Consider the following 263-nt stretch of genomic DNA (forward strand, 5'->3'; position numbering starts at 1 on the left):
CTGCCTGTTTGTTGGGCTTTGTGGGGGTTTCCCGCGAATCGACCGTACCCAATGGAAGGACCGGTTCGCGCGTGGCCGGGTGCGCGATGCGCAGGGCAGGTCGCTGGCGGCCGACCACCCCTGGCAGGTGGGGCTGGAGATCCACTACTTCCGTGAGGTGGCGGTCGAGCCGGTGATTCCGCACCAGGAGGCCATCGTGCATGTCGACGCGCACCTGCTGGTGTCCGACACGCCGCATTTCCTGCCGGTGACCCCGGCCGGCG

Annotated in this window: 1 pseudogene; it reads left to right on the forward strand. The window is 68.4% G+C overall.

Going from position 1 to position 263, the window contains the following annotated elements:
* Nucleotides 1-4: 4 nt before the first annotated feature.
* Nucleotides 5-263, forward strand: a pseudogene (locus ACQG3P_RS20110) (pseudouridine synthase); the annotation flags it as partial.

It is taken from the genome of Stenotrophomonas sp. SrG, assembly GCF_050031795.1.
GTDB lineage: Bacteria > Pseudomonadota > Gammaproteobacteria > Xanthomonadales > Xanthomonadaceae > Stenotrophomonas > Stenotrophomonas rhizophila_A.